Below are 241 nucleotides of genomic sequence, written 5' to 3' on the forward strand. Positions count from 1 at the left end.
GCGGTCGGTTGGTGCTTCGGCGCGCTGGATCGGTCCTGTAATCCCAGGTCACCGTACTTCCGATACCGGTTGACCCACTTGGAGGCGCATTGGCGGGAGATACCCATTTCGGCGGCTACGTGGGCGATCGGGCGACTCTGGCATCGCTCGATCAGGCGGCGTCTTCCTTCCACGGTGAGTGGGGCATTACGGTGTGTCACAGGGTTGGTCCTTCTTGGTCGAGAACGGCTATTTCGCAATT

1 protein-coding gene is annotated in these 241 nt (G+C 60.6%); it reads right to left on the reverse strand.

Features of this window, described 5'->3' with window-relative positions:
• The coding region (locus ASU23_RS33290) for a leucine zipper domain-containing protein (RefSeq protein ID WP_156423125.1) at nt 1-200 on the reverse strand (200 nt) is incomplete at its 3' end.
• Between the last annotated feature and the right edge of the window lie 41 nt (nt 201-241).

Origin of the sequence: Rhodococcus sp. KB6 (genome assembly GCF_001445685.1) — a bacterium.
GTDB lineage: Bacteria > Actinomycetota > Actinomycetes > Mycobacteriales > Mycobacteriaceae > Rhodococcus_F > Rhodococcus_F qingshengii.